The sequence below is a fragment of the Neobacillus vireti genome (assembly GCF_036962345.1).
In the GTDB taxonomy this organism is placed as follows: Bacteria; Bacillota; Bacilli; order Bacillales; family Cytobacillaceae; genus Neobacillus; species Neobacillus vireti_A.
Genome location: NZ_JBALNB010000004.1, coordinates 235,513 through 259,079, shown reverse-complemented (window position 1 = coordinate 259,079; position 23,567 = coordinate 235,513). Strand labels below are relative to the sequence as shown.

Annotated in this window: 22 protein-coding genes; 8 read left to right on the top strand and 14 right to left on the bottom strand. The window is 39.5% G+C overall.

The genetic code is table 11. The features are described 5' to 3' along the window. Positions 1-32: 32 nt before the first annotated feature. Positions 33-209: a DUF3934 domain-containing protein gene (locus V7108_RS03655; RefSeq protein WP_335512702.1), complete on the top strand. Its 177-nt coding sequence runs from the start codon at positions 33-35 to the stop codon at positions 207-209. Between the two features lie 76 nt (positions 210-285). On the opposite strand, the gene V7108_RS03650 is transcribed toward V7108_RS03655, so the two are convergent. From V7108_RS03650 to V7108_RS03605, 10 genes are all read right to left on the bottom strand, one after another. Continuing rightward, a complete protein-coding gene (locus tag V7108_RS03650; protein WP_335512704.1) occupies positions 286-1,041 on the bottom strand; it encodes an NRDE family protein in 756 nt (251 codons plus the stop codon). A gap of 36 nt (positions 1,042-1,077) precedes the next feature. Beyond that, a complete protein-coding gene (locus tag V7108_RS03645) occupies positions 1,078-2,136 on the bottom strand; it encodes an aldose epimerase family protein (protein ID WP_335567379.1) in 1,059 nt (352 codons plus the stop codon). A 529-nt stretch (positions 2,137-2,665) separates the two neighbouring features. After that, a complete protein-coding gene (locus V7108_RS03640; RefSeq protein ID WP_335567378.1) occupies positions 2,666-4,078 on the bottom strand; it encodes a sigma-54 interaction domain-containing protein in 1,413 nt (470 codons plus the stop codon). A gap of 98 nt (positions 4,079-4,176) precedes the next feature. Further along, complete coding sequence (locus V7108_RS03635; protein WP_335515549.1) at positions 4,177-4,953, bottom strand: 3-hydroxybutyrate dehydrogenase; 777 nt, start codon at positions 4,951-4,953, stop codon at positions 4,177-4,179. A gap of 22 nt (positions 4,954-4,975) precedes the next feature. Next, on the bottom strand, positions 4,976-6,412 hold the full coding sequence (locus V7108_RS03630) for a GntP family permease (RefSeq protein WP_335567377.1): 1,437 nt from the start codon (positions 6,410-6,412) through the stop codon (positions 4,976-4,978). 341 nt (positions 6,413-6,753) lie between these two features. After that, on the bottom strand, positions 6,754-7,413 hold the full coding sequence (locus V7108_RS03625; protein ID WP_335515556.1) for a 3-oxoacid CoA-transferase subunit B: 660 nt from the start codon (positions 7,411-7,413) through the stop codon (positions 6,754-6,756). After that, positions 7,413-8,072 (bottom strand): acetate CoA-transferase subunit alpha, encoded by a 660-nt coding sequence (gene atoD / locus V7108_RS03620; RefSeq protein WP_335515559.1) that lies wholly within the window; start codon positions 8,070-8,072, stop codon positions 7,413-7,415. Before atoD ends, V7108_RS03625 begins: the two co-directional genes overlap by 1 nt. Positions 8,073-8,187: 115 nt before the next feature. Further along, on the bottom strand, positions 8,188-9,813 hold the full coding sequence (locus V7108_RS03615) for an ATP-binding protein (protein WP_335515561.1): 1,626 nt from the start codon (positions 9,811-9,813) through the stop codon (positions 8,188-8,190). Positions 9,814-9,973: 160 nt separating this feature from the next. Continuing rightward, positions 9,974-12,079: an MMPL family transporter gene (locus V7108_RS03610; protein WP_335515564.1), complete on the bottom strand. Its 2,106-nt coding sequence runs from the start codon at positions 12,077-12,079 to the stop codon at positions 9,974-9,976. 104 nt (positions 12,080-12,183) lie between these two features. After that, positions 12,184-12,753 carry a TetR/AcrR family transcriptional regulator gene (locus tag V7108_RS03605; RefSeq protein WP_335515567.1) on the bottom strand — a complete coding sequence of 190 codons (570 nt, stop codon included), beginning with the start codon at positions 12,751-12,753 and terminating at the stop codon, positions 12,184-12,186. Positions 12,754-12,903: 150 nt separating this feature from the next. Between V7108_RS03605 and V7108_RS03600 the strand changes: the two genes are divergently transcribed. The 3 genes from V7108_RS03600 to V7108_RS03590 are packed head-to-tail and all read left to right on the top strand — an operon-like array spanning position 12,904 to position 15,391. Then, positions 12,904-13,623 carry an ABC transporter ATP-binding protein gene (locus V7108_RS03600; protein ID WP_335515569.1) on the top strand — a complete coding sequence of 240 codons (720 nt, stop codon included), beginning with the start codon at positions 12,904-12,906 and terminating at the stop codon, positions 13,621-13,623. After that, a complete protein-coding gene (locus V7108_RS03595) occupies positions 13,623-14,723 on the top strand; it encodes an ABC transporter permease (RefSeq protein ID WP_335515573.1) in 1,101 nt (366 codons plus the stop codon). Before V7108_RS03600 ends, V7108_RS03595 begins: the two co-directional genes overlap by 1 nt. A 20-nt stretch (positions 14,724-14,743) precedes the next feature. Further along, on the top strand, positions 14,744-15,391 hold the full coding sequence (locus V7108_RS03590) for a TetR/AcrR family transcriptional regulator (protein ID WP_335567376.1): 648 nt from the start codon (positions 14,744-14,746) through the stop codon (positions 15,389-15,391). A gap of 115 nt (positions 15,392-15,506) precedes the next feature. On the opposite strand, the gene V7108_RS03585 is transcribed toward V7108_RS03590, so the two are convergent. Beyond that, the gene (locus tag V7108_RS03585; RefSeq protein ID WP_335567375.1) at positions 15,507-16,889 is read right to left on the bottom strand and encodes an L-cystine transporter; all 1,383 of its coding nucleotides are present in this window, start codon (positions 16,887-16,889) and stop codon (positions 15,507-15,509) included. A gap of 158 nt (positions 16,890-17,047) precedes the next feature. Here V7108_RS03585 and V7108_RS03580 point away from each other — a divergent pair, with 158 nt between their 5' ends. Then, the gene (locus V7108_RS03580; RefSeq protein WP_335515581.1) at positions 17,048-17,905 is read left to right on the top strand and encodes a hypothetical protein; all 858 of its coding nucleotides are present in this window, start codon (positions 17,048-17,050) and stop codon (positions 17,903-17,905) included. A gap of 185 nt (positions 17,906-18,090) precedes the next feature. Beyond that, on the top strand, positions 18,091-19,278 hold the full coding sequence (locus V7108_RS03575) for an MFS transporter (protein ID WP_335515584.1): 1,188 nt from the start codon (positions 18,091-18,093) through the stop codon (positions 19,276-19,278). Between the two features lie 38 nt (positions 19,279-19,316). Here V7108_RS03575 and V7108_RS03570 read toward each other — a convergent pair whose 3' ends face one another. Together V7108_RS03570 and V7108_RS03565 are read right to left on the bottom strand one after the other, a co-directional pair. Then, positions 19,317-20,330 carry an HAAS signaling domain-containing protein gene (locus V7108_RS03570; protein WP_335567374.1) on the bottom strand — a complete coding sequence of 338 codons (1,014 nt, stop codon included), beginning with the start codon at positions 20,328-20,330 and terminating at the stop codon, positions 19,317-19,319. 5 nt (positions 20,331-20,335) lie between these two features. Next, entirely contained in the window at positions 20,336-20,665 is a 330-nt protein-coding gene (locus V7108_RS03565) for a PadR family transcriptional regulator (protein ID WP_335567373.1), read from the bottom strand. Positions 20,666-20,897: 232 nt separating this feature from the next. On the opposite strand from V7108_RS03565, the gene V7108_RS03560 reads away from it, so the two are divergent. Further along, the gene (locus V7108_RS03560; protein WP_335567372.1) at positions 20,898-21,398 is read left to right on the top strand and encodes a DinB family protein; all 501 of its coding nucleotides are present in this window, start codon (positions 20,898-20,900) and stop codon (positions 21,396-21,398) included. Between the two features lie 118 nt (positions 21,399-21,516). Here the strand turns inward: V7108_RS03560 and V7108_RS03555 are convergent, their stop codons facing one another. Next, positions 21,517-22,617, bottom strand: coding sequence for an amidohydrolase (locus V7108_RS03555; protein WP_335567371.1), 1,101 nt, complete (start codon positions 22,615-22,617; stop codon positions 21,517-21,519). A gap of 323 nt (positions 22,618-22,940) precedes the next feature. Between V7108_RS03555 and V7108_RS03550 the strand changes: the two genes are divergently transcribed. Continuing rightward, positions 22,941-23,477: a ribonuclease H-like YkuK family protein gene (locus tag V7108_RS03550; RefSeq protein WP_335514573.1), complete on the top strand. Its 537-nt coding sequence runs from the start codon at positions 22,941-22,943 to the stop codon at positions 23,475-23,477. Positions 23,478-23,567 lie beyond the last annotated feature (90 nt).

Below are 23,567 nucleotides of genomic sequence, written 5' to 3'. Positions count from 1 at the left end.
AGCCTAATCTTCAATTATGATGGAGTGATTATATGCCGAAAGCAAAAGCAAAGAGTGGAGTAGGAAGAGGAACAGGTAAGAAGGGATGGAATCGTTGGCAGGCTGGTGCTAAAAAAGCAAAAAATGCTAAACCTTATGTTAGCAAAGGCGTTAAAAGAGCAAAGTCTGAACAACCAAGCGGAGACACACCTGGTACCACCGAGACCTAATTGTATTAAATATGGTTTAAACAAACGTTTGATTAGTTTACCACCCAGTCTAATCAAACGTTTGATTCGTTTTTTATCACAGTTTTAGTGTATAGTTTTGATTCTTTATTTCATTGTCTGTAAAGACACGTTCCGCATAGACCATTTCTGTTTCAGACTGCAATAAAAGTGTTGAACTCCTTGTCCCATAGTTCTTACTCTTGATAAACATCGGGGAAAGCATTCTTTCCCATTCTATCGAAACGCCTGTTTTCGGCAGCCGTTCATCGGGCGCCAGCTCTGATTTTTGAAGGAGTGTAAACAGTGGTTCTAGCAAATCTTCATTATCATTACTTAGGATTGTACTTAGTCCATCCTTGCCTGATTGCACTTTTGGCCAATCGGTATTCAATAAATGATTGCTGACTCCATAAATCCCTGGGGTTAATTTTTTTAATTCACGTCCAACGTTTGAATAATAAAACAGCTCATCCCCATCCCCGGCCAGCAAATTGTATCCAGGATACCAGTCATTCTCTCCAGCTAACCCCTGCATATAATCCTTTATATCTCCTTTAAACTGAAGTGCATTTGCTACAAGTTCCCCACGGGAACGTTTTCCCTCGGTAACTTCATTCGGATCTCGATAATTCGTTAACGCCGCAAATCTACCGCTTCTTGTAACTCCCATCCATGTCCCCATTTTTTCTAGATCACGCCCTGCCAGTATCTCAGGAGCATCCTCCCAAAAGTGTGCAGGAGTAGTCGGTCTCAGGTAAAATTCATCGCGATTCGCTGCAACCATTAACTTATATTTGGGATTTACCTTGTATGCAAATAGTATTAAACACATGACATTCACTACCTTCTAAAAAATTGTAGGCACATATTAAACACCTATTGTCTTGGAAAAAAAGCGATAGGTTGTTGTAGAACGGTATACTTCATCTGGGTTTAACAAGGTGGCAGGAAAATGGGGTTGGTTAAAGTCGATAGGAAGCCCTTGCGTCTCAAGGCACACGCCTAAGTAGTTCCTGGCTCGGACACCAGATATAGAATAAAGACCTTCAAGATGATTAGCTGTATAAAGGACCACACATGGCTGGTCTGTTGTCATTAGCAGCGTCCTTCCACTTTCTTTGTCCGTTAACACCACTGTATTTTCACCTTTTTTTGAAAAAACCAGATGATGGTCGTAACCATTGCCAGCGAGTACATTTTGTGGATGAGAGGATTTCATTCCTGATTTTAACAAACGTCCATGCTTAAAATCAAAAGGGGTATTCGCAGCCTCTAGCAATCTTCCAGTAGGAATTAAATCTGAGTCCAGCTCTAAAAAACGATCACCGTCCAATTGAAGGACATGCTCGGAACAATCTCTTTTTAGATTACCGCTTAAATTAAAATAAGAATGATTGGTTAAATTGACGATTGTTTTTTGATCTGTACGGGCTTCATAGGTAATGCTGAGCTCATTCTGATTATTTAATAGGTAAATAATCGTCGTGTCTAAATTTCCTGGATAGCCTTCTTCGCCATCCTTGCTGCGATAGAAAAATTTTAAACCAACAGCACTCTCCGTCTCAATCGGTTCCGACTTCCATATGACGGAATGAAAGCCCTTCTTCCCGCCATGTAGATGATTGGGCTCTTCATTAGCTGTCAGTTGGAGGGATTCTCCATCTAACGTAAACTCTGCATTACGAATCCTGCCAGCTGCCCGTCCGACAACACATCCAAAATACGGGGACAAATCTAGATAATCAAAGAATTGATCAAATCCAAGCACGACATTTTCAATGTTTCCACAGCGATCAGGAACTAATATTTTCGTGATTGTACAACCGTAATTCAAACAAGAAACACTCATTCCTGAATCGTTAACAAGGGTATACTCCATCACTGGCTCATCGTTCGTATGACCAAATAATGTATCTGTCATTTTCATCTATTTCACTCCATTATCACTCACTTAGGTAACCTTTCTGTTATTCATAGCCCATCCTTCGTCTGTCGTTGTTCCTATTCCTTCATTTTAAATGATTCTGAAAATTGCATCCATTTTTTACTATACTTTTACTAAAATAGCGGTAAACAGCAGTGTATACTGCATTTCCCCAAATCTCTTTTTCTACCGGCTTTCGGTCACTCCAGCACCTCTGCATTTACCCAACTTTCTCTTTCTACCAGCTTTCGGTCACTCCAGCACCTCTGCATTTACCCAACTCTCTCTTTCTACCAGCTTTCAGTCACTCCAGCACCTCTGCATTTACCCAACTCTCTTTTTCTACCAGTTCTCGGTCACTCCAGCACCTCTGCATTTACCCAAATCTCTTTTTCTACCAGCTTTCGGTCACTCCAGCACCTCTGCATTTACCCAACTCTCTCTTTCTACCAGCTTTCGGTCACTCCAAAATTTCCTTTATATTACCCATCGCGAAAAAGGGCAGAATCCCAATGGAAATCTGCCTTTTAATTTAATGTATATCATAAATTTTGCATTTCTCATAAAAACTTGTTTTTCCAATTTCGAGAAGCTTGGCCGCTTTCTGCTTATTTCCATTGGCAGCCGTTAAAGCATTATGGATGGCTTGTTTTTCCACTTCCGCAAGTGTCGCTTTTAATGGCTGAACAGGGAAGGCTGCATCATGGACTGTTTCACGCTCGTTTTGTTTTTTAGGAATATTTATGATTTCATCATCTCGTAAATATAATGGTAAATGCACCAATTCGATTATATTTCCATCCAATACATTGATACACCTTTCTAGAACATTCTCCAGCTCTCGAATATTTCCTTGCCACTTATGCTGATTAAGCCTCTCTACAACTTCAGGAGATAATTTTATACCCTTGCGATAAAATTTCCTGCCTAATTTTTCCAAAAGATTGATGGCAATTAATTCAACATCCCCATCACGATTTCTTAGCGGGGGGATATCTATTTTTATAACATTTAATCGATAATATAAATCCTGACGGAATGTCCCCTCTTCTACCATTTTCTCTAAATTCCGGTGTGTTGCTGCAATGATGCGGACATCAACCGCAATTGGTTTTTGACCGCCGACTGGCAGGATTTCACGCTCCTGCAGGACTCTCAAAAGTTTACTTTGCATCGCGAGCGGCATATCGCCGATTTCATCAAGAAAAATCGTTCCACGATTGGCCAACTGGAAGTGGCCTTTCTTACCGCCTTTCTTTGCCCCTGTAAAAGCGCCTTCATCATATCCGAACAATTCAGATTCCAGTAAATGCTCCGGAATAGACGCACAATTTATTGGAACAAAAGGAAAAGATGCGCGCGTGCTGTTATTATGAATAGCTGAAGCAAACAATTCTTTCCCAGTACCTGATTCTCCAAGTAATAAAACCGCTGACTGACTGCTAGAAACTCTTTCCGCCAATTTCTTGACTGCCGTGAAAGAAGGGCTATCCCCAATTAGGTGACTAAAATAATATTTGCTTTTACTATTTCTTTCAGCTTTTGTTTTATAATAATTCAATTCTTTAACGAGATGTTGAATTTTATTTTTGTATAATAACCAATCCTCAGGATTTCGGAACATTACCGTTCCCACTGCTCCTACTAATTCACCATTAATGATAAGCGGAAATCGGTTGGCAATCATCTCACTGCCGTTAATGGGCTGAAGGGCGGCCAGCTCTTCTTGTCCGGTTTTGGCGACGATATGCATTCTCGAGTTTTCAATTACATCCTGAACAGGTCTTCTGATTGCATTTTCGACGGTGGTCCCTAAAAATTCACAATAAGCTGCGTTGATATAAAGAATAATCCCTTCCCGGTCTACAACGACAATGCGCTCACCCGCCAGATTCACAATTTCTTCAATCCAGTGATGAGGGATATTTTCTATTCCTAGTTTCATATCTTTTCACCCTAGTAGTTTTATATGTCCATTATAACAAAGTGGTATTGCTTTTAATAAAAGAATCCTGACCGGAAATTCCGACCAGGATTTTTACTTTATTGGACAGTATATCCACCATCGAGAATTACGGCTTGACCTGTTATTCCTCTTCCTTTTTCACTTGCTAAGAAAGATGCATAATCCGCAATTTCAGATACAGCTAAAAGCCTTTTTTGAGGAACAAGCGTTAGAAGGACATCATCGATTACACGATCTATGCTTACATTCCTTGTAATCGATAAATCTTTCAGCTGGTTTCTAACAAGCGGCGTATCCACATAACCCGGGCATAGGGCATTGACAGTAATACCGTGTGTTGCGCCTTCTAATGCAGCTACTTTTGTTAAACCAATAACTCCGTGCTTGGCACTATTGTAGGCAGCTTTTCCAGCAAACCCAATTACACCGTTAATAGAAGCCATATTGATGATTCTTCCAAACCCCTGTTCTTTCATAATCGGGAATACATGCTTAATCCCAATAAACGGAGCTGTCAACATTACTTTTATCATAAACTCAAATTTTTCAGTAGGAAATTCCTCAATTGGAGAAACATACTGAAGGCCAGCATTATTAACCAAAATGTCAATTCTGCCAAACCTGCTGTGTGCAGACTCAAGAGCGCCCTTGAAAGCTTCCTCATCGGTCACATCACATGGGGCAGAGAATGCTTCATACCCCTGATCTCTTAATTCCCCTGCAACGATATCACTTTTTTCTTGATTTAAATCAGAAATGACCACTTTTGCTCCTTCTTGTGCAAAAGTCTTAGCGATCTCTAAACCAATTCCACTTGCAGAGCCAGTTATAAACGCTACTTTTCCTACTAACATATTAAAACCTCCATTTCGAACTCTATACCAGACCAAAAAGTGAATAAATTCCGATAATAACGAAAACAGCTACTGTTTTGATAATCGTTATGGCAAAAATATCGCGATAGGATTGCTTGTGTGTTAAGCCTGTAACAGCTAAAAGGGTAATAACCGCACCATTGTGTGGAAGTGTGTCCATACCACCGGAAGCCATCGCAACAACACGGTGCATAACTTCAGGCGGAATATTAGCTGCAGCAATTGCTTTATTGTATTGATCAGCCATGGCACCTAATGCAATCCCCATACCGCCAGATGCAGAACCAGTAACACCGGCAAGTGTACTTGTTGTTACAGCTCCATTTACAAGCGGATTGGTGAACGTAGTAGAAATTCCATCACTAATTTTTGCAAATCCTGGAAGTGCAGCAATAACTCCACCGAAACCATACTCAGCACCGGTATTCATGGTTGCAAGAAGTGAACCGCCAATACTTTGATTGATTCCTTCTTTAAATTTATGTGATACTCGTTTCCAATCATATAAAAGAGAAGAAACAATACCGACAACTAATGCCATTTCAATCGCCCAAATTGCTTGATTCGCTGTTACGTCGATTGTGTACGGTAAACCTATTGCTTTAAAATCAAAGCCATTTGGATACCACTTAGGGATATATGTAATAAATAGTTTATTGGTTACCCCTACAAGGATAAGTGGAACAAAGGCTAAAATTTGTCTTAAAACCGATTGATTTGAAGTTAAATCAGGTTTTCCTTCTTCTTTTTCTTCAACTAGATCTTTTGCTAAAGCAGCAGCATTCTCTTCACCGAAGCCGTAATAGCCTTCTCCAGCCTTTTCAGCCTTTTTCCTTCTCATTTCCAAATACAATAAACCAAGGGTTAAGACGAATATGGCACCGATGATACCAAGGACTGGTGCTGCATAAATGTCGGTTTTGAAGAAAGCGATGGGAATAACGTTCTGAATTTGCGGCGTTCCCGGTAATGCGTCCATCGTGAATGTAAATGCACCAAGAGCAATCGTTCCTGGAATAAGTCTTTTTGGAATGTTTGCTTCTCTGAACATTTGCGCAGCAAACGGATAAATCGCAAATACGGCAACGAATAAACTTACACCGCTGTACGTTAAGATTGCACCTAGTAGAACAATCGTTAACATTGCGCGTTTTGCACCAAGCATACGAACAATAGTTTTTGCAATGGATTCAGCAATCCCGGACATTTCAACAACCTTACCGAAGATCGCTCCTAATAAGAAGACTGGGAAGTAAGATTTGATAAATCCGACCATTTTTTCCATAAATATTCCAGAGAAAAACGGCAAAACTTGACTTGGATCAATTAGTACAACAGCTAAAATGGCACATAGTGGTGCGAATAAAATGACAGAAAAACCACGGTAGGCGGCAAACATTAACAGTCCGAGCGCCAATAGAATAATAATTAAATCCATTTAAATCCCCCTATACATTTATTTTTGTAAGCTTCCAAAACACATCCCCTTAGTAAGCGTTTTCACTAAATGCTTACATGTTTATAAATGCAATTTCTGTGCCAAGTTGTATTAAGTTCGAAATAATAAGAAAATTATCCCTTATTATACTATTTAACTAGTAATTAAAAGAAAATAAGTTAGATCCTAACAGAATCCGATTTTAGCTAAAATTCCGGTTTTACGGAATTTTAAGTATTTACCATTCCGCAAAACCGGAATTTTCCGTATTTACGGAATGGTTTATTTCTCTATTTCTTTTCCAATTAAGCAATTGTTGTGATACCTTGACCATTTAATCACTATGCTGGTATTAACATCGTTGAGCTAATCGTAAATGAAGCTTCTGTTTTTTCCTTCACTGTTTGAAGGTCAACACCTTCTTGAAGATCCTCAAGTATGAGTCCTTCTTCTGTTACACGAAAGACTGCCAGTTCCGTTACAATCATGTCTACTACCCCTTTACCAGTCAGTGGTAATCGACATTCTTCTAGAATTTTAGAAGAACCATTCTTGGCTGTATGTTCCATGGCGACAATTACTTTCTTTGCTCCGGTAACCAAATCCATCGCACCGCCCATACCAGGGACCATTTTTCCTGGGACCATCCAGTTTGCGAGGTTTCCTTTAACATCAACTTCAAGTCCCCCAAGGACCGTTACATCCACATGCCCGCCGCGAATTAACTCAAAAGAGAAAACGCTATCAAAAAATGCACCACCTGGAAGGATTCCCGATGGCTGTCCACCTGCGTTTACTAAATCGGGATCAATCTCTCCCTCTAAAGGACCTAATCCAACGTAACCATTTTCCGATTGTAGAATAACATTTACACTATCAGGCAAGTAGCTTGGCACCATTGTTGGCAAGCCGATTCCTAAGTTTACTACATCCCCGTCTCTCATTTCCTTTGCCACACGCGCAGCGATCATTTGTTTTGGACTCATTAATGTTGCAATCATTAGTTACTACCTCCCTGAACAAATATTTTATCTACAAGGATTCCCGGTGTCATAACATCATCTGGATCAATTTCTCCAACTTCCACCAATTTTTCGACCTGAACAATGACGAGATCTGCTGCCAATGCCATGAAAGGATTAAAGTTGCGGGCTGAGCGATGGTAAACCAAATTCCCAGATTTGTCGGCTTTATATGCTTTAAGAAGAGCGACCTCTGCACGAAGTGGTTTTTCAAGCAAGTATTCAACCCCATCTACCGTCAGCTTTTCCTTTCCATCTTCGACAACGGTTCCTACTCCAGTTGGAGTAAGGATTCCGCCTAGACCTGCGCCGCCTGCACGAACTCTTTCAGCAAGTGTACCTTGGGGAACTAATTCAACCTCCATTTCACCTGCAATCATTTGCCGGCCAGTCTCAGGGTTTGTACCAATGTGTGAAGCAATCACTTTCTTCACTCGATGGTTTACAATTAACGGTCCTACGCCGCTCTCTTTGAAAGCGGTGTCATTTGCGATCAATGTTATATCTTTAACGTCTGCTTCTAGCAAGGCATTCACTAGGTCTTCTGGTGTACCAACTCCCATAAAGCCGCCTGCCATAATCGTCATGCCATCATAAAAAAAAGAAGGGACTTCTTTTAACGAAATCAATTTATTCACGTAACAGCACCTCCTGAAAAAATAGGTGAGTATATTGCTCACACCTTAACAAAATGCAAGAAACGTGCCAAAATAACAAGGGACACTCTCCTAATGAGGAAAGCGCCCCTTGTTATTAACTAGCCAATGGTAACACGATTTCTACCAAGGTACCTTGCTGTGCTTTACTTTGATACGTAATGCTGCCATGGTGCTGTTTAATAATTTTATTACAAATCATCAATCCAAGTCCTGTTCCCTTTTCTTTTAAACTATAAAAAGGTTCACCTAGGCGAGGCAGCAGTTCTTCTGGTATCCCAACGCCTTCATCCTGAACAGAAAGAACACATTTATTCGCTTCTGCCTTTTGGAGCCTAATATGTATATTTCCGCCATCGGGCATTGCTTCTATCGCATTCTTAAATACATTTAAGAAAACCTGCTTTAATTGATTTTTCTCTCCGATTATATCAAATAACGCTTCCTCTACACTTAGAATGAATTGGATATTCTGCATATGCGCTTGCGGAGAAAGGAGTTCAAGCGTATTCTCAAGCAATTCTCTTACATTGGTACGATGAAGCTGCACAGCCTGTGGTTTTCCGAGTGTAAGCATTTCACTCGTAATGGTTTCAATTCGTCCAAGTTCACTAAGGAGGAGTTCATTGATTTCGTCTACTCCATTTTCCCATTTATATAGTTGAACAAATCCTTTGATTGTTGTGAGCGGATTGCGGATTTCATGTGCCACCCCTGCCGCTAATTCGCCAACAATGGATAATTTCTCGGATTGAATGAGTATTTCCTCTGACCTTTTGCGCTCTGAAATGTCACGGCTGATGATTACAATATGTTCAATGTCATCATTTTCTCCCTTAACTGGCATACATCGAGATTCAAATTCAATCCAATCGCCATTCTTATGACCAAGACGAAACTCAATGGATTCTGATTTTTTCGTTTCAAACATCCTGTCTAATGTATCTTTAAATAATTCAATATCATGAGGGTGAAGGAACTTGCATAATTTCGCCTCTTGCAGTTCACAGCATTGAAAACCTAATACCACCTCATGCGATGGAGAAAAATAGGTAAGGGAATGTTCTTTATCCATCACCATAATAAGATCAGATGTATTTTCAGCAATCAGCCTATACTTGGATTCACTTGCCTCTACCATTCTATACATATCCGACAATCTATTGTTTAGTCTGTGAAGTTTAACATAGGACTCTATCAGTAATACACCGATAGCAACTCCTAGCATGACAAACAAGATATATTGAAAATGAAAGAATGGGTTATCTCTAAAAATGTTGAAAGCAATTGGTACCGTCACGACATAGATAATGATATAAGCTGCAATTAAAAGTATAGCTTTTCTAATGGGGGTAAATTTTTTAAAATTATAACAGATGAAGGTAAAACAAATCATTTGAACAATCCAGCCGATAATGGCAGGTTCCCAGTGGCCGCTTGATAATAGCCGTGCCATTAACCCGAATACTGCCGTAATTATTCCTGCAATCGGTCCCAGGTATGCAAAAACCAGAATGATTGGTGCGTAGCGTATATCGTAAGTATAACCTTGCTCTTGTATTGCCAGTAGAATGAGAATTACGGATACAATTCCACCATAAATCCCCACCCAAAGGTTGACATGTTTTATTGGTTTATGATTAATAAAAGAACGAATTACTAATGGAGTACTAACCAGGAGCGAAAAAATTGAGAGATTGACAATATAATCTAGTAAAAACAATGAACTCCCACCCATAAAAAGTCTATTTTTTCCTCTATCATAAACTAGAATATTCGCCATGGCTATATGTAATAAATTATTTTAAATGTAAATTTACGCCAGAAAAAAGAAGGATCAAATCCCAGGGTTCTTTGATCCTTCCTTTTGTAAAATCACTTTATTAAACGCTCTTTTCTACGGCAGGTTTATCTTTTTCCAATAAAACAATTAATGCTGGCAATAAGATTCCACGTATTAAGAATGTATCTAATAAAATACCGACCGCCACGATGAAGCCGAATACAAACAATAATTGGATTGGCTGTGTCATCAACACCGCAAACGTTGCTGCTAAAATAATCCCAGCAGACGAGATCACACCGCCCGTATTGGCTACCGCAATTTCCACTGCTTTTTTTACAGAATGCTTTTTCCGTTCTTCCATAAATCGAGATATTAATATGATGTTATAATCAATACCCAGCGCTACTAAAAAGACAAACGAGTATAGCGGAACTCGATTACTAATCGTATCTATATCAAAAAACAGTTTGCTTAAAAACATTCCCAGCCCAACAGCCGCTAAGAATGAAATTAAAATAGTCCCCATCATATAAATCGGCATTTTAAATGATTTTGTCATGACAATTAACATGGTAAAAATTAATAATGACTCGAGTATAACAATCACAATCAAATCTCTATCATTTATGGCGCGGTCATCCACTTTTTTCGCCGTTTCCCCAGCGAAGTGAAGTTCTCCTTCGAGATTATTATCTGCTAACAGTTTATCTGCCTGATCTCTCATCTTTTCCAATGCATCCATGGTTTCTGCTGCGTATGGACTTTCCTTAAAAGTGAGACTATATTGGATTACGGCATTATCGTCTGTGCTTCCATTCGGACGAACATTGCTGACTAGTTCTTGATCTGCCAGTTCCTCCAGCAAATCGGCTTGCTGTTCAGGTGTTACCGCTTCTTTCGATTCAAACAATACCGTAGTGGCAGCTAAATCACCTTTTTCAAACTTTTCTTCTAATATTTCATAGCCTTGCCTTGAAGGCATATCCTTCGGAAACGACTTCATCGTATCAAATTCATATTTCAAATTAAACATGTTAAGTGCCGAAGCTAGGAGGATTAATCCTATAATTGAAGCTGAAAGGATTGGTTTTTTCACCACAAAGCGGCCAACTTTACTCCATAGAGAGCTGGATTTAACGGTTTCCTCTCCAACTCTAGGAATTTTGGGCCAGAAAGATTTTCGTCCAAACAAAGTAAACAAGGCTGGCACCAGCGTAATCGAAGCGAGCATTATAATGAGCATGGCTGCTGCGAAGACCGGTGCAAAGTTGCGATAGTCCCCAAACTCCGCAAAAAACAATACCAACATGGCTGCTAAAACTGTCCCGCCTGAGAAGAATACAGGCAGACCCGTTTCTCTCATGGCAAATTTCATCGCGTCAAACTTGCTTTCGGATTTTTTTAATTCCTCTCGGAAACGGGAGAAGACAAATAAGGAATAATCAATGACGGCTGCAAACAAAAGAATCGTCATGATCGAAAAGGTTTGATTGCTTATGACTAATCCAGCTGCTCCCATCAATCCTAATACCTGATTCACTACCTCATATACAAATGCAGCTGCAATCAGTGGGATTAGCGCTAATAATGGTGAACGATAAATTACTACCAATAAGATAAGAATAATTCCTACAGTGGATAATAATAAAACAATATCAGCACGGGAGAACAAATTGAGAGAATCCACAGCAATACCTGCTGGACCTGTAATATTTAGCGTTAAGTCCGTATTTTTTTCCACAATTTCAGTTACTTCCTCTAGGACCGTCCTCATTTCCTTTGATTCTAGAGAAGGGTCTAATGTTAATGGAAGAATGACTGTACTTTGATCCTCAGAGAAGAAATTAGCTGTCGCCTGTGGCGGCATCTTTGTTAAGGGAACATATTCCTTGATCCCCTCTACCTGATCGATTTTTTCAAACAGGGGATCTAAGTCCGATAGGGTAACATTGCTGCCATCCTTCTGAAAAACCAATATGGCAGGTGTTCCTTCATTATTTTCAAAGTATTTATCTTGCTTTTCTTGGGCAATCATCGATTTTGCATCTGAAGGAATAGAATTAATACTTGAGACCTCGTATTCCTTAGCACTTGGAGCGAGGACTGCCAATAACATTGTTATTAAAAGCCACATTCCAAGCGTTATCCACATTCCCTTTTTTGAGGTTGCCCGGTCAGTTATTGATCGTAAAAATGAGTTCATTCATTTTCCCCCTTCTTTATAAGTGACACTTGTGTAACTTTAATGAAAAAATAATTAACACAATGCACTTTTATTATCAATCATAGTGACACATGTGTCAATTATCAATTCATGAACATTCCTTGACTAATTATTTCCTTTATTGATGTTAACCATTCTCGTTGAGGGACCGCGAAATGATTCGGAATTGCCACGGTTTGGAGGATAAAACCGATGATAAGACTATCCGGAAGGTGTTTTTTCAAAACTCCTTCTTTCTTCCCCAAAAGGATAAACCCATGTAAATACTTGTACATTTCTAATGGCAGCTTTTTGAGTTTTGCTTTGCTTTCCATAGAATGCTCTATTCTTGCCAAGACTTGTTGAGCCGCTTCAATCAAATGATGTACTTCCGTTTTCTTAAAAATAAGATCCATAAGAAAATCAAATTGCTTTTCAAACCCGTCTAGTTCTTCCATTTTCTTTAAATCGTTCAGAAATTCTTCCATTTCATAAATCATGAAGTCGGTAATTAACTCTTCTTTATTCTCGTAGTATTTATATAGAGCTGCTCTCGATACTTCCATACGTTCCGCCAAAAGACTAAAGGTAAACCCGTCATAACCATGCTGCAGTAGCAGCTGCTTTGCTTCATGAAATAATTCCACTGTATTAAATTTTCGTTCCCGTGCCATTTATGCACCCCCAGTCACTATATAAAAATAGTATACCATATTGACCAAAAATTTTTTGATCGGTCTATTCTGTTGTTTATTGACCTGGTTTGAGGATTTGTTATAATTAAAGTGAGTAATCACTCACTTTCTGGAGGGGACTGATTTATAATGTCATCAACCATCGTGATCAATGATGTGAGCAAAAGTTTTGGGAAGAAGTTAGTTTTAAATCATATTTCTCTAAACGTGGAATCAGGAAGTATTTTTGGGCTGATCGGGCCTTCTGGTTCAGGTAAAACAACCCTGGTAAAGCTTATTGTAGGCATGGATTCTCCTGACCAAGGGAATGTTGAGGTATTGAATTCTGCTGTTCCAAATTTAAAATTGCTGCAGAGAATCGGTTATATGGCCCAGGCTGACGCTCTTTATTCTGATTTAACAGGAGAAGAGAACCTTGCCTTTTTTGCCTCCCTCTACAAGCTTAAAAAGGACGTTAGAAAAGAACGTATTTCCTATGCGGCAAACTTAGTGAATTTAACAGGTGAATTAAAAAAGAAGGTTGAAAATTATTCCGGCGGGATGAAGCGCCGTTTATCCCTTGCTGTTGCGTTAATCCAGGACCCAGACATACTTATTCTAGATGAACCGACTGTAGGGATTGACCCTGAGCTGAGACAGTCGATATGGGCAGAGTTATTTCGTTTAAAAAATGCCGGTAAAACCATTTTAGTCACCACACATGTAATGGATGAAGCTGAAAAATGTGATGTTCTTGCTATGGTCCGTAACGGTGAAATACTCACGATTGGATCTCCATCAGAATTAAAAGACAGATACGGGATTACCTCTCTAGAAGAGGTATTTTTAGCTGCGGGAGGTAAACGGTGATGAGTATACTGGCAATGGTTAAACGGATTTTCCGCCAAATGCTACGTGATAAGCGGGCGCTCGCATTGATGATGGTGGCTCCATTATTGGTTCTTACCCTTTTAAATTACCTTCTAGCTGGTAATACCGTTGACCCGAGACTGGGTGTCATTCAAGGTGATGACAAACTAATTGAAAGATTAGAAGATAACCACATTACCGTTTTACAGGTGAATGGTCATACAAATAAAATGCTGCTTGAAAAAGACCTGGATGGCATTCTTGAATTTGATGGAGAAGAAATTTCTTTGACCCTTACCAACGACCAGCCTAATGCTGCAAAAGCATTGCAAATAAAGGTTCAACAGGCGATTGCAGCCGAAAAGTCAAAAGAACAAGCTGAAAATTTAGCTGTATTCATGGAAAACATTCAAAGTAAGCTTCCCGGAGTTCCGTTAAACATGGAGCAAGTAAAAGCACCTGAAATCAAAATGTCTTATCTCTATGGCAATAAAGATACCATCTTTTTTGATCAATTAAGTCCCATTTTAGTCGGTTTCTTTGTCTTCTTCTTTGTATTCTTAATCTCTGGGATTGCCTTGCTGCGAGAACGAACCACCGGCACCCTGGAACGATTACTGGCAACACCTATTCTGAGAAGAGATATTGTCTTTGGCTATATACTCGGCTATGGATTATTTGCAGTAATTCAAACCATCATTGTCGTTACGTATGCTGTTAAAGTATTAGATATTAATCTTGCAGGTTCATTCTGGAATGTTGTACTGATTAACTTAACCCTTGCTCTCGTGGCATTAACACTTGGCATTCTTTTATCAGCATTCGCTAATTCAGAGTTTCAGATGATGCAATTTATTCCCTTAGCGATCATTCCACAGGTCTTCTTTGCAGGGATCTTTCCTTTTGAGTCTATGGCTGGCTGGATGCAGGTCCTCGCGAAATGTATGCCGATGTATTACGGGGGCAGTGCTTTAGTGGACGTCATGTATAAAGGTTTAGGCTTTATTGACATTATGAACGACCTTTTCGTGTTATGGGGATTTGCCCTTGTCTTCATAGTTTTAAATATAGTAGCATTGAAAAAATATAGGAAAATTTAGATTGTGTGAAGGAGCAAGCAATGACTGAAGACGAATTAATGCTTGAGCAGTTATTTGATGAGGATAAATTAACGGATAAACAAAAGAAAATCATTGTGGCCGCAATTGAAACCTTTTCGGAAAAAGGCTATGCAGCCTCTTCCACAAGTGAGATCGCTAAGAAGGCCGGTGTGGCAGAAGGAACAATTTTTCGTCATTATAAAACCAAGAAGGAATTATTAGTTTCTATTGTGGCACCTTTGATGACAAAGTTCATTGCACCGCTAGTGGTCAAAGACTTCAATAAAGTACTCGACCGGGAATATGAAACAGTTGAGGATTTTCTACGAGCTACAATTGAAAATCGAAGGGACCTTCTCATCCGAATGCTCCCTGTGGTGAAAATCATGTTTCAAGAAATTCCCTTCCAGCCGGAATTGCGTGAACAATTTCTTGAACTTGTGGTAAAGAATATTTTTAACCGGGTTGAAAAAGTTATCATTAGCTATCAGGAAAAAGGGCTATTAATCAATATGCCGCCAGAAAGTATCGCTAGGTTAACGATTACCAATATTCTTGGCTTCTTATTTTCCCGATACATTCTATTTCCTCATTTGGAATGGGATGATGAGCTTGAAACTGAGCGGACGATACAATTTATTATGCACGGGATAGGGAAAAAGGAATAATACAAAAGGAAAGCCCCTCAGTAAACAATAGTGAGGGGCTTGCTTTTTATCCTATTAACAAAAACTCATTACCATCTTCAACACTGAACTGTTCAATGTCTCCCCATCAACTTGTTTAAGCTTCAACAATGTTTGGTTCTTGGTATACTTCTTGATTGAATTCGCCTGTTGCTTTGCTTGTTAGGACTCCGGATGTGATTGCACCGCTTACGTTTAGGGCTGTACGGCCCATATCAATGAGCGGCTCTACTGAGATTAGGAGACCTACAATTGCAATTGGAAGGTTCATGACGGATAGTACGATAAGTGCAGCGAATGTTGCACCGCCGCCAACACCTGCTACCCCAAATGAACTAATGGCAACTACGATAATCAAGGAAATTATAAAACCTGGGCTGAGTGGATCAATACCAGCTGCTGGTGCAACCATAACCGCTAACATTGCAGGGTATACCCCAGCGCATCCATTTTGACCAATGGAAAGTCCAAAGGAACCTGCAAAGTTGGCAATCCCTTCAGAAACACCCAGGTCTTTCGTTTGTGTTTTAATCGTTAAAGGCAGTGTTCCTGCACTCGAGCGTGAAGTAAAAGCAAATGTTAACGTTGGTAATGACTTTTTCACGAAATTAACTGGGTTAATTTTTGCAATTGTTAGCAAAAGTAAATGAACAATAAATACAAGAATAAGTGCTACATACGAAGCGATAACAAACTTTCCTAATTTTACAATTGCATCATAGTTGCTTGTTGCCGCAACCTTTGTAATAATTGCTAAAATCCCATACGGTGTTAGGCGAAGAATCAATGTTACAACTCGCATGACAACCGCGTATATGGAATCAATAATTTTAGCAAAAAGTTCAGCATTCTCAGGGTCTTTACGTTTTACGGCAAGGTAAGCAATCCCGATAAAAGCGGCAAAGATAACCACTGCAATGGTTGAGGTTGCACGAGCACCTGTTAAATCTAAAAATGGATTCGCAGGCACTAATTCAAGGATTTGCTGTGGGATGGTCATGGATTCAACAGTGCCGACTCTTTCTTCTAAAGCCGCATTTCTCGCTGCCTCTGCTTCCCCTTCCGTCAGCTCAATACCATCCAGACCAAATCCTAATGATGTACCAATGCCAATCGCTGCAGAAATAGCGGTTGTTCCAAGTAAAATTCCAATTACAAGGATGCTGATTTTCCCGATGTTTTTGGTTAATTTTAATTTTGTAAATGCTCCTACAATTGAAATGAATACAAGCGGCATGACCACCATTTGCAGTAACTTAACGTACCCTGTTCCTACAATGTTAAACCACCCAATCGATTCCGTTGTAACCTTAGAATCAGCACCATAAAGTAAATGAATAATAAAACCAAATATAAGTCCTAAACCTAATCCAGAGAATACACGTTTTGAGAAAGATACATGCTTCTTTGCCATAAACCGCAAACCGGCCATGAGTAAAAGCAAAACGGCGACATTCACAATAATAAGTATTGTGTTCATCCTTCTTCCCCCTATTTATAATTTTTATATTACGCATTAATATATGAACATACTAAGGTTGATATTCTTATAGTAAAGTGAGAAGTAAGTATTTTGAATAAAATCTCCAGATTGAAGAATACTACCTGCTAACAATAAAAACAGAAGGAGAATTAAATATGGAGTTTAATTCCTATTGGTATCTGGGATTAGGTGTCTTAAGTATTCTTCTGTTAATTTATGTGTATCTAAAAACTAGGAACCCTCGAAGTATACTGCTTTTTCTTACTATGGTGGGTCTAGGATATATAATAGAAGCTGTGATTTATAATTTCGGACATAGTTATCGGTATTACCCTAAACTTCTTATGTACGATTCTTTTTATGACAGTAATATGGGCGCCATTGCCTCCAATGCGCTGGCATTACCTATTGCAGCAACATTTATAGCCGTACTTCGAAAGAATTGGCTCTGGATTCTATTTTTTGTCTGCCTTTTTGCCGGTACAGAATGGTTATTCTTGAAGCTTGACATCTATAAACATAATTGGTGGAAAATCAGATATACTGTTTTAGGACTTCTTCTTGTTTATTTTCCTTTAGCAAAAGTGTTCTATTCCTTGCTTCTCCAATCGCTACAAGGGAAACTTCACTCCATTTTACTGTTTCTAATTATCAGTCCAATATCAGCAAGTTTCCAATTTACACCAATTATGTTCTTCTCAAATCGTTATTATGAATTGGGCTGGTTTGAGACCTTTTCAGAAGATACCACTGCTTTTAGTGCTCTCTATTACATATCCGCTTGTCTTTTCTATGTTTGGATAGCCAAATTTCCTTGGAAGCTAAAATGGTTAAAGTATGTGGTAACACCATGTTTAATGTACCTCTTAAACCTTTTCCTACAAAAAGCCGGTATCCTCCACAGCCAAGTCTGGTGGGATCCATGGTTTTACCTCATCCTATCTGTTTTCGTATTAAAAATTACCGTTACCATTAGCAAGCACTTAACAAATGGACCACAAAAAAATACCTAACCTATTATAAAGATTAGGCATTTTTCGTTCGGACTGTCCGCCTGGGGTGGAAAGTGTCCACGAGCGGTGCCTGTCACCAAGGTGTCACCATTTTAATCTTCTTAAGTAGTTCTACTCTTTTTACTACGATTGAATTATTATAGGTTTAGTAGAAGAATAAAAAATATAGATTGAGAGAACTGCTTATGTGGCGAAATAGAAATGTATGGATATTATTAATGGGGGAGTTTATCGCAGGTCTTGGGTTATGGCTTGGGATTATTGGGAATTTAGAGTTTATGCAAGAGAAAATACCTTCTGATTTTTTAAAATCACTTCTTATGGCCACCGGACTATTAGCTGGAATTGCAGTTGGTCCTTACGCAGGCAAAATCACCGATCAGGTAAGCAAGAAAACGGTTATGTTATGGTCTGGCTTACTGCGTACAATCAGTGTGATCTTTATGCTTATTGCAATTGCCACTGGCTCCGTTTGGTGGATGGTTGTTTTTTTCGTTACGATACAGATTTCTGCTGCCTTTTACTTTCCGGCTTTGCAAGCGGCGATCCCTCTTATTGTTAAAAACAAGGATTTGCTTCAGATGAATGGAGTTCATATGAATGTCTCGACCCTTTCCAGAATTATTGGTACCTCTGTTGCGGGTATACTTTTGGTTGTACTTCCGTTGTCTATGCTCTATATCGGTTCTTTGGCTGCCTACCTTGGGTTACTAATCCTAACTTGGTTCCTCAATTTCGAAGAAACCAAGGAAGAATCGTCAGCTGCGTCAAGTGCCCAGGAAAAAGCGAGTTTTAAAGATGTTTTACCAGTTATTAAGGGATTACCGGTTGTCTTTATAACTCTGTTGATGACACTTGTTCCACTTTTATTTCTGGGCGGCTTTAATCTTCTCGTCATCAATATTAGTGAATTACAGGACAGCTCGGCTATAAAAGGATGGATTTACGCGGCTGAAGGAATTTCCTTTATGATTGGTGCCTTTTTCATAAAAAAAATAAGTGACAAACTTTCTCCACACCGAATATTAATAATCAGTTCTATTCTCTGTGGTTTGTCACAGCTTCTGCTATATTTTGCATATGTTCCGTTCATTACGATTGCAGCGTTCCTGATTTTTGGATTCTCAGTTGGCTGCTTCTTTCCAACAGCCTCTACTATCTTTCAAACAAGTGTACCAAAGGATTTTCATGGAAGATTTTTTTCGTTCCGCAATATGCTCGATCGCGTTGCCTTCCAAATCGTACTGCTTATAACTGGGTTCTTGCTTGACTTTATCGGGTTGCAGCTCATGTGTGTACTTTTTGGCGGCCTCACCATTATGACAACGTTACTTTTTTATGTTAAAAACAAGCAAATTCTTCGTGAAAACTGACAAAAGGCACCTGCATTTTTATAGCAGGTGCCTTTCGATTATTTTTTAACATCAACTTTCTGGATGGCCGCCTTTCTAAATCCTTGGTATACATCAATGACTGCGAATAAAAGGAAAATAAAAACAGCACCCCCAAAAATCCAATTATCTAGATCACCTGTAATACTAAATAAATCAGTCATATAAGTAACGAATCCTGAATTAAATAACTGGTTGTTACTAGCAATGACAATAAATACAATCGAAGCTGCACCATGTATGACAGTATTGAGAATTGCAAGTTTCCTAGTCCATTGGCGGGTTTTCAATTTATATAAGGCCATGGCAATATCGAGCACAATAACAAGAACCACCAATGGCCAATATGATTGTAAAACCTCTTGATTGAATGCCGGTATTACAAATTCAAGACCATTCCTTCCTTTTTCATAGACTCCAAGAAGACTTGATGCATTAAAATAAACACTTGCCCAAATCGCCGTCCAAAGTAAACCGAGGAATACTTCTCCCTTTGGTATTGCTTTTTCTTTTAGAATGTAAGGGATGTTGTTCAAATCCTCAGGTGTCCACTCTTTAAAGCATGGTGTTAAGGGAACTTGAGTTTTCTTGTGATCCGTACGTTCTATGATTGCAAACACAACCGTTGCCCAAAAAAACACTTGAATTCCCGTGCTCAAGATTTTCCATATGCCCAAGCCAATTAGGTTCAAAATGACGGTTAATACTGCTTCATCCGAAGAATGTGTAAGAATCGTTTCCGCAATCATGGAAATCAGTGAGATAGCTACTGCTATAGGAAGGATCATTTTTAATAGATTTATATAGATGTCATAGTAACGTGGTCCAATTAAATGCAGCGGTCGATCTAAATAACCGCTGGCAAGGAGCACAGGATTGCCCATTTTTTTAAGAACATCCTTAACATCTTCCTCTGAAAAATCATCTGGCAGCATATCCTCAATGGTTGAGCGCAGCTCCAGGGCAATATCGGCACGACTTTTTTCAGGCAGTCTGCGCGTAACCTCTTGAATATAAAGCTCAATCAGCCTCATCCTTTTCAACTCCTTTTTAATAATAGGGTAAGTTCTTGGGATGTTTTCTCCCATTCTTTCTTTAATTGCTGGAATATCTCTGTTCCGTATGGTGTTAACACGTAATATCTCCGCGGCCTGCTTTCTGTTGTATCCCAGCTGCTTGAAACTAATTCTTGTTTCTCCAAACGGCGAAGCAATGGATATAGTGTACTTTGTTCGATGGTGATCCCACACTCCTCTAATAATTGGACAAGAGAATATCCATATTGAGGAGTTTTCAGCTGGCTTAACACAGCCAACGTTAAAGTTCCTCTCCTAAGCTCTGTCGTCAACGAATTCAGTAACGTACTCATCCTTCCACCTCCTTCGGTCACAATGCTGTGCGTCGTACACTATGCTATATACTATGCGTCATACACTATTGTTGTTCCTAAAATAATTCATACTGAACAATATCTCTTTATCAAAGGTAATTGATCAGGTCATATTTTCTTGTAGTGGTGAATATAAAACGGTGACAGGCACCGGGGTTGAAACGTAGTTTTAACCATACATCTATGTATATTTTTTGAGGGGGAATGGATTATGAGTACTTCTGTATTGGAAAATCTAGTTACGACAAGGGATCATGTATTAAAGGAGATTGAGTTACTAAGCTATGAGGATCTCAACAAAAAGCCTGATTCCATTACCTGGAGTATTGCTCAGGTTTGCCACCATTTGTATTTAACAGAAAGTGTCTTCACGCAAGCGATTATTTACGGGCTTAATAAAAGTAATGGAAAAAAGGCGGATGCAAAGGAGATTCAGGTTACAGCTGACCGGGCACAAAAGATACAAGCACCCGAAATAGTTATACCTGGAGACGGACCATGGGAAATACAGCAAATTAAAGACCTATTAAATCAATCAAGAACTATATTTTTGGACTTTTATAATCAAATCGAAGACAAATCCGTGCTTGCAGAAAAATCCACAAAGCACCCGCTCTTCGGCTACCTGCCGCTAAATCAATGGGTAGATTTAATCTACCTCCATGAAGAGCGCCATATCGAGCAAATTAAAGAGCTTAAAATGGTGAAGTGATGTTTTAAATGGAATGGTGCCTGTCACCATTTATACACCTATGCATAAACATCCATATTTTTACAACCACCAAAAAAAGGAGGAGCCTGCAGCTAGTAATGCTGCATGGCTCCTTCTTTCAGGCTCTGATCAAGGTTTCCGCTAGTATCCGGGCACCAACGTCAAGTGCAGATTTATTAAAGGTCATATAAGGGTGATGCAAACCTGGCTGAAGATCAGCACCTACACCAATCATTGTTGCTTTTAATGCTGGATTCTTTATGGTGTAGAAATGAAAATCATCACTTCCAGAAGTGATTACTGGCGGGGCTAATACTTCATCACCGAATGTATGTCGAATTGCTTCTTCAGCAATGGCCTCTGCCTCAGGAGAAACCTCTGCCCCAGGTGTAAAGTCATTCCATTTCCATTCAATCTTTACACCATATAAATCAGATAAACTGGCTAGCCCAGTTTCTATTTTGTCCTTCAGTTTTTTCAGTACCTCATTCTTTTGAGCACGGACATCGATGGCAAATTCCGCCGAACCCGGGATAATGTTTAAGCTCTCTCCGCCAGCTAGGACCTTCGTAAGTTTTGCAGAATAGGCCTCGAATGGGGATAGGTAGATAGATTTGATGAATTGGTGCAGCCCAAAAATCACATCGATCGCGTTTTTGCCTTGATGCGGTCTCGCCCCGTGCGCGTCCTCACCAAAGACTTTTCCTTCTAAGAAGAAAGCCGCACCATGATGAATAGATGGTGAAACTCGTCCCATTGAAAGCTCCTCAATAGGGCGAAGATGAATACCGAATAAGTGGCTCACGTTTTCAATCGCCCCGCGCTCAATCATGGCTAAAGATCCGTTCCCCTTCTCCTCGGCAGGCTGAAAGATAAAACGTATCTTCTTAGTCAGCTTCTGATCTTTCAAATAAAGCAGTGCTCCAAGCACCATTGAAATGATCGCATCATGGCCGCAGGAGTGGTTACCCTGCCAAACGCCATTTACCTCTTGCCATAATGCGTCGATTTCTGCCCGTACCGCAATTACTTCGTCCCCATCGCCTATTTCAGCGATAAGCCCAGTAACATCTGAAAACGTCCTGTATGTAACACCCAAATTATCTAATATACCAGCAATAGCCTGCGTAGTTTTAAACTCCTTCCAGCTTACCTCAGGGTTTGCATGGAAATGCTCAAACCAAGCCAAAATTTGCTTCTCAAGATCCTCCCTTACCACAAAAACACCCCTATCCTTCTAAAAAATCATTATACAAATAGTACAACAACAAAGCCTGCCCTTACAATCATTTTTAGAAAGGAAAGATTATAAAGAGGTGACAGGCACCACAGAAAGACACTGTCCACCTCAGGCGTACACTCCTTTACGAAAAATTAACCTATATCCATTGTGTGTTCAAAAAGCTTTTGGGGCTTGGTTCATTTTGTGTTGGACAAGTTTGTTGTGAACAAGGTGCACAAGAATAATTTTTATTCCATAAAATAATATTAAGAATTGTAGAAGTAAATATAAATTGTGAAGGGAAAGATGTGGTGTTCGTAATGAAAAATTATCAGGTTTTTGATTATTCGTTTCAGAATCTTCGTGAGAAGAGCATGTCGTTTGAAGAGGTATTTGAACATATCATCAAATTCATGAACTTGGCGCCCAGCGGGAATTACCGTTTAATGGTCGGAACGGATTCCCAAGTTCATAAAAGACACACCATTTTTATAACGGGTATTGTGATTCAAAATGAAGGCAGGGGAGCATGGGCTTGCATAAGGAAAATCATCATTCCAAGGAAAATGACGCAGCTTCATGAAAGAATTTCTTTTGAGCTCTCGTTAACCGAGGACATCGTAGCATTATTTACGGAAGAGAGAAAAGATCGGTTAATCAATATCGTACTTCCCTTTGTCTATCAGGGAGCTACATTCACCATGGAAGGGCATATTGATATTGGAGCGGGAAAACGAAACAAAACGAGGGAGTTCGTAAAAGAAATGGTTTCCCGAATGGAATCGATGGGAGTAGAGCCTAAGATAAAGCCAAATGCCTTTGTTGCCTCAAGCTATGCCAATCGCTACACAAAATAGGGACCTGAGCCATGTTGCGTTCACTACAAATACGCACCAGGGCTCAGGTCTCTACTTTTTTCCTCGAACTATACAAAGTCTTTACATTCT

What these genes read in the sequence shown, in the direction of transcription:
- V7108_RS03655 (WP_335512702.1), top strand. Translation starts at nt 33, where the DNA reads ATGCCGAAAGCAAAAGCAAAGAGTGGAGTAGGAAGAGGAACAGGTAAG.
- V7108_RS03650 (WP_335512704.1), bottom strand. Translation starts at nt 1,041, where the DNA reads ATGTGTTTAATACTATTTGCATACAAGGTAAATCCCAAATATAAGTTA.
- V7108_RS03645 (WP_335567379.1), bottom strand. Translation starts at nt 2,136, where the DNA reads ATGAAAATGACAGATACATTATTTGGTCATACGAACGATGAGCCAGTG.
- V7108_RS03640 (WP_335567378.1), bottom strand. Translation starts at nt 4,078, where the DNA reads ATGAAACTAGGAATAGAAAATATCCCTCATCACTGGATTGAAGAAATT.
- V7108_RS03635 (WP_335515549.1), bottom strand. Translation starts at nt 4,953, where the DNA reads ATGTTAGTAGGAAAAGTAGCGTTTATAACTGGCTCTGCAAGTGGAATT.
- V7108_RS03630 (WP_335567377.1), bottom strand. Translation starts at nt 6,412, where the DNA reads ATGGATTTAATTATTATTCTATTGGCGCTCGGACTGTTAATGTTTGCC.
- V7108_RS03625 (WP_335515556.1), bottom strand. Translation starts at nt 7,413, where the DNA reads ATGATTGCAACATTAATGAGTCCAAAACAAATGATCGCTGCGCGTGTG.
- V7108_RS03610 (WP_335515564.1), bottom strand. Translation starts at nt 12,079, where the DNA reads ATGAACTCATTTTTACGATCAATAACTGACCGGGCAACCTCAAAAAAG.
- V7108_RS03605 (WP_335515567.1), bottom strand. Translation starts at nt 12,753, where the DNA reads ATGGCACGGGAACGAAAATTTAATACAGTGGAATTATTTCATGAAGCA.
- V7108_RS03600 (WP_335515569.1), top strand. Translation starts at nt 12,904, where the DNA reads ATGTCATCAACCATCGTGATCAATGATGTGAGCAAAAGTTTTGGGAAG.
- V7108_RS03595 (WP_335515573.1), top strand. Translation starts at nt 13,623, where the DNA reads ATGAGTATACTGGCAATGGTTAAACGGATTTTCCGCCAAATGCTACGT.
- V7108_RS03590 (WP_335567376.1), top strand. Translation starts at nt 14,744, where the DNA reads ATGACTGAAGACGAATTAATGCTTGAGCAGTTATTTGATGAGGATAAA.
- V7108_RS03585 (WP_335567375.1), bottom strand. Translation starts at nt 16,889, where the DNA reads ATGAACACAATACTTATTATTGTGAATGTCGCCGTTTTGCTTTTACTC.
- V7108_RS03580 (WP_335515581.1), top strand. Translation starts at nt 17,048, where the DNA reads ATGGAGTTTAATTCCTATTGGTATCTGGGATTAGGTGTCTTAAGTATT.
- V7108_RS03575 (WP_335515584.1), top strand. Translation starts at nt 18,091, where the DNA reads ATGTGGCGAAATAGAAATGTATGGATATTATTAATGGGGGAGTTTATC.
- V7108_RS03570 (WP_335567374.1), bottom strand. Translation starts at nt 20,330, where the DNA reads ATGAGGCTGATTGAGCTTTATATTCAAGAGGTTACGCGCAGACTGCCT.
- V7108_RS03565 (WP_335567373.1), bottom strand. Translation starts at nt 20,665, where the DNA reads ATGAGTACGTTACTGAATTCGTTGACGACAGAGCTTAGGAGAGGAACT.
- V7108_RS03560 (WP_335567372.1), top strand. Translation starts at nt 20,898, where the DNA reads ATGAGTACTTCTGTATTGGAAAATCTAGTTACGACAAGGGATCATGTA.
- V7108_RS03550 (WP_335514573.1), top strand. Translation starts at nt 22,941, where the DNA reads ATGAAAAATTATCAGGTTTTTGATTATTCGTTTCAGAATCTTCGTGAG.